The sequence below is a fragment of the Hyphomonas sp. genome (assembly GCF_040882205.1).
Lineage (GTDB): Bacteria > Pseudomonadota > Alphaproteobacteria > Caulobacterales > Hyphomonadaceae > Hyphomonas.
Genome location: NZ_JBBEBT010000165.1, coordinates 1 through 4,151, shown reverse-complemented (window position 1 = coordinate 4,151; position 4,151 = coordinate 1). Strand labels below are relative to the sequence as shown.

Annotated in this window: 5 protein-coding genes and 1 pseudogene; 1 reads left to right on the top strand and 5 read right to left on the bottom strand. The window is 60.3% G+C overall.

The genetic code is table 11. The annotated features are described in order from the left end of the window. The 5 genes from WEA77_RS06650 to WEA77_RS06630 form a co-directional block, all read right to left on the bottom strand. Positions 1-1,988 (bottom strand): flagellar biosynthesis protein FlhA (locus tag WEA77_RS06650; protein WP_368067085.1); only part of this gene is annotated, 1,988 nt, incomplete at its 3' end. 8 nt (positions 1,989-1,996) lie between these two features. Then, positions 1,997-2,260, bottom strand: a complete 264-nt coding sequence (locus WEA77_RS06645) for a flagellar biosynthetic protein FliQ (RefSeq protein ID WP_368067084.1) — start codon at positions 2,258-2,260, stop codon at positions 1,997-1,999. A 15-nt stretch (positions 2,261-2,275) separates the two neighbouring features. Next, positions 2,276-2,575: a flagellar hook-basal body complex protein FliE gene (locus WEA77_RS06640; protein ID WP_368067083.1), complete on the bottom strand. Its 300-nt coding sequence runs from the start codon at positions 2,573-2,575 to the stop codon at positions 2,276-2,278. 11 nt (positions 2,576-2,586) lie between these two features. Then, positions 2,587-2,970 carry a flagellar basal body rod C-terminal domain-containing protein gene (locus tag WEA77_RS06635; protein ID WP_368067082.1) on the bottom strand — a complete coding sequence of 128 codons (384 nt, stop codon included), beginning with the start codon at positions 2,968-2,970 and terminating at the stop codon, positions 2,587-2,589. Between the two features lie 11 nt (positions 2,971-2,981). After that, positions 2,982-3,341 (bottom strand): flagellar biosynthesis protein FlgB, encoded by a 360-nt coding sequence (locus tag WEA77_RS06630; RefSeq protein WP_368067081.1) that lies wholly within the window; start codon positions 3,339-3,341, stop codon positions 2,982-2,984. A 92-nt stretch (positions 3,342-3,433) separates the two neighbouring features. On the opposite strand from WEA77_RS06630, the pseudogene fliI reads away from it, so the two are divergent. Then, positions 3,434-4,151: pseudogene (gene fliI, locus WEA77_RS06625) on the top strand (flagellum-specific ATP synthase FliI); the annotation flags it as partial.

Here is a 4,151-nt window from a genome sequence, read left to right as displayed (position 1 = left end):
ACGGTCTGCAGGAAACGGCGGCGCTTGGATGTCGTCGCAACAGCCGCAACAATTCCCTTCTGGGCGGTTTCATTCAGCTTCAACTGGACGGCAGTGATCAGTTCACTGAAGAGTTCCGGCGGCAAGGCGACGTCGGAACTGCCGCTGTCTCCATTAACCTCATATTGAGAGAATTTCTGCTCCCAGCCGGCTGACAGCTGGACGAGCGGCAGGCGGCCCTGCTCGTCCTGCAGGCGGTCAACAATCTGGAAAGCAAGACGCTGGCGCACGAGTTCGACAATACGGGGCACACCAAGCCCCATCGGCTTGACCTCTGCAATTGTCTCCACGATCAGGAACAGGTTGCGAACAGAGATGCGCTCGGACAGAAGAAGGCGCAGCACCGACAGCAGGATTTCCGGCGTCACCTTGCCAGGGACGTACTCGTCCAGGAAACGCTGGTTTGCAGCGGCGCGCTCAGTATCGGTGATCCTGGTCAGCGCGTCGAGTGTCTCAACCATGACCATCCGGGTAAAGACGAGTGAGAAGTTGGACTGGATGACCTCGAGCATGTGGGTGGCAAGCACCTCCATCGGCTCGACGGTCGGAATGCCGGACGCCGCAAGCTCCTGCTTCCTGCTGTTCGGCAGCCAGCGCGCAGCCGCCTTATAGACCGGCTCGCGGACCTTTTCACCTTGCATGTGCGGCAGCTGGTTGTCTTCGATCAGGGCCAGAACATTTCCAGGCCGCAGGAATCCGGAGTCCAGGCGCACGCCCTGAATACGGATGCGGTACTCGTTCTTCTTGAGGGTCGGATTGTCTGTCATCCGGATGGGAGGAAGGACAAAACCGTACTCTTCGGCGATGTAGCGGCGAATCTTATCGACACGGCTTTCGAAACCATTCTCGCCGACGAGGACAAGATTTACCAGGTCCGGTGCGACCTCCAGATGGATTTCGTCCGAATAGATCGAGTCGCCGATCTTGGCGACCTTGGGCGCTGTGGATGGCGCCGGATTGGCCTTCTCTTCAGCTTTGCGCCTCTCCTCCTTGCGGATGAGGAAGGACGCAAAGACGAAACCGGCGGCCGCCGTCATGAACGGGATGAAGGGCAGACCCAATAAGGCGAAGATCGCCATCACGCCGCCGACAATCAGCAGCGGTGTCGCACTTGCACCGAGCTGCAGGCCAAGCGCACGGTCGATGGCGCCTTCTTCCCGGCCCTTCGCCAGGAGGAGTGCAGCGGAGATCGAAACGATCACAGCCGGGATCTGCGTGACCAGACCGTCGCCCACCGTCAGGATCGAATAGTTCTGAACCGCTTCGTTGAAGCTGAGGCCATGCACCATCAGGCCGAAGCCCATGCCGGCGAGGAGGTTCAGGGCGGTGATGAGCAGGCCCGCAATCGCGTCGCCTTTCACGAATTTAGAAGCACCATCGAGCGAGCCGAGGAAGGCGGCCTCTTCCTGTTCGCGCGCGCGGCGGAGCCTCGCTTCTTCATGCGTGATCGCGCCGACGGCAAGGTCGGAATCAATCGCCATCTGCTTGCCCGGCATCGCATCGAGGGCGAAGCGGGCACCGACTTCGGCCATCCGGCCGGCGCCTTTGGTGATCACCATGAAGTTCACGATCATCAGCACGGCGAACACCACGAGGCCCACGAACAGCTCGCCGCCCATGACGAACATGGCGAAGCCCTCGATCACTTCACCGGCGGCGTCGGTGCCTGTGTGCCCCTCCCCGATGATCAGCTTGGTCGAGGCGACGTTCAGCGCCAGCCGCAGGATCAGTGTCGCGAGCAGGATGCTGGGGAAGGAGGAGAAATCGAGCGGCTTCTCGACGAAGATCACCGTCGTGAAAATCAGGATCGACAACGCAAACGAGATGGTCAGGCCGATATCGATGACCCAGGCCGGCATCGGCAGGATCATGAACAGGATGACCACCATCAGCCCGATCGCGAGCAGCGAGGTCGGGTCGGTCAGTCCGAAAGACTTCGAGTTCGGCATGTCCTGACCTATCCGGAAATGAGCGGGATAACCCAGTTATTGAACAGGTCGAGCGCGACCTTGGTCATGTAACCAAGCGAGAGAAAGAATACGATCAGGACTGCCAGAATCTTCGGGATGAAGGTCAGTGTCATCTCCTGAATCGAAGTAAGCGCCTGAAGGAGACCAATCACGAAACCGACAACGAGTGTGGTTGCCAGGATAGGCAACCCCATCATCGCGGCCCCCCAGAGGTTCGCACGCAATACTTCAAAGATCTCGCCCTCGGACATGACTGCCTGCGCGCCTCAGACCGGCATCCGCAAAAGTTCCTGATAGGCTTCCACGACCTTGTTGCGGATGGTCACGGCTGCATCGAGCATGATCTCAGCATTGCTGAGCGCCTGAACCATAGCATGCGGGTCAGCGCCGGTTACGGCTGTCTGCATGGCGGTTTGTTCAGCCTGTTGCAGGGCGGCGCGGAAATCGCCAATGCCTTCTGCGATCTGGTTACCCGCGGCTTCGGGCTTGCCAGCTGCACCGGCGCCATCAATCGCGCGGGCGGCGGTGCCCAGCGTATTATACGGATTAAATCCCAGGCTCGACATTCAGGTTCTCCTTAGCGGCGCAGGACATCCAGCAAGGACCGGTACATTGTCCGTGCCTGCTGGAATGAGTTGAGGTTGGCTTCGTAGGACCGGTTGGCTTCGCGCATATCTGCAAGCTCGGTCACGAGTGAAACGTTGGACATGGTCACATAGCCATCGGCGTCGGCCATGGGGTGTTCCGGGTCGAAGCTGCGTACTCCTTCCGACTGGTCGAGCCGTACGCGCGTTTCCATGAACTGGTCGCCGGTCGTCTGCTGGGGCGAAACCATCAGAAGCTTGCGGCGGTAGCCAGGCGTGTCGACGTTCGAGATGTTCTCCGAGGAGATGCCCATCCGTTTGGACTGCAGCTCCATTCCCTGGACCGCCTGCATCATGGTTGCCTTGAGCGGGTTCATCGCTGACGTCCTTAGCCGCGACGGCCAATTGCAGTGCGCAACAGGTCCATCGACTTGGTGTAAACCGAGAGCGCAAGGCTGTGCTGGCCCATAGCCTCGGCAGAATTGAAGACTTCCTGCTCAAGACTGACATTGTTGCCATTGGGCGACATAGGCCCGCGCGATTCGGTGAGGTGGAACGAGGCCGTCATCGGGTCGGCGGCCGCATTATTGGATACGCGGGCGAGGAAGGCATCGAAGGTTTCGATCTCCTTGGCCTTGTACCCAGGTTCATTCGCCCGGGCGATATTGGTCGCACTGACGTTTTGCGCTTCGGCCGCGTAGCGAGCCATCGCGCCGTAGACTTTGAACAATTGCACGTCGGAAATCATGGCTGAGTCACCGTGGTTAACCTTTTAAGAAAATGTTCGGATTAGTTAAAGAATAGGTTAACAACAGACGGGGTTTTGTTTACTTGCAGACGATGATCTCTTCCCGGCTCGACCAACTCTACCGGCTGTGGGGCACGGTGACGGATGTCGCGCCGGGCATGCTAAAGATCGCTGGAATCAGCCAACTGGCGGGTGTGGGCAACGAAATCCAGATCCGGAAACCCGGTCAGACCATCCACGGAGAGATCCTGAGCGTGTCGGCGGAAAGTGTTACCGCGCTGCTTTTTTCGCCCTGTGACACAATTCGCATCGGTGACAGGGTCGAAATCGACCAGGAAGCGCGCATTGAGCCCGGTGACCACTGGCTTGGCCACGTGATCAACTACCGGGGCGAGGTCGCCAGCGGCGAGACGGCCGCCGCACCGGTGCGGGCCAGCATCCGGGCGCTTCACGCCCCCGCCCTTCCCGCGCACGCCCGCCGGCGTCTGGGACCGCGTCTGGCCACGGGATGGGCCGTCACGGACACTCTGCTGCCTTTGTGCCGCGGCCAGCGGATCGGCCTGTTTGCGGGCTCCGGCATAGGTAAGTCCACGTTCCTAGGCTCACTTGCCACAGGCCTGGAGGCTGACCGGGTAGTGATCGCCCTGATCGGGGAACGCGGCCGCGAGGTGAACGACTTCATCCAGCATACGCTGACGCCTGATATGCGCAAACGGACGGTCGTGATTGCGGCCACGGCCAGCGAATCGCCTGGCGCGAAGAAGCGGGCGGCGAACTGCGCGATTGCGGCCGCGGAGCATTTCCGCGACC

Bases quoted from the DNA above. Each gene is read 5' to 3' on its own strand.
- WEA77_RS06645 (WP_368067084.1), bottom strand. From the start codon at position 2,260: ATGTCCGAGGGCGAGATCTTTGAAGTATTGCGTGCGAACCTCTGGGGG.
- WEA77_RS06640 (WP_368067083.1), bottom strand. From the start codon at position 2,575: ATGTCGAGCCTGGGATTTAATCCGTATAATACGCTGGGCACCGCCGCC.
- WEA77_RS06635 (WP_368067082.1), bottom strand. From the start codon at position 2,970: ATGAACCCGCTCAAGGCAACCATGATGCAGGCGGTCCAGGGAATGGAG.
- WEA77_RS06630 (WP_368067081.1), bottom strand. From the start codon at position 3,341: ATGATTTCCGACGTGCAATTGTTCAAAGTCTACGGCGCGATGGCTCGC.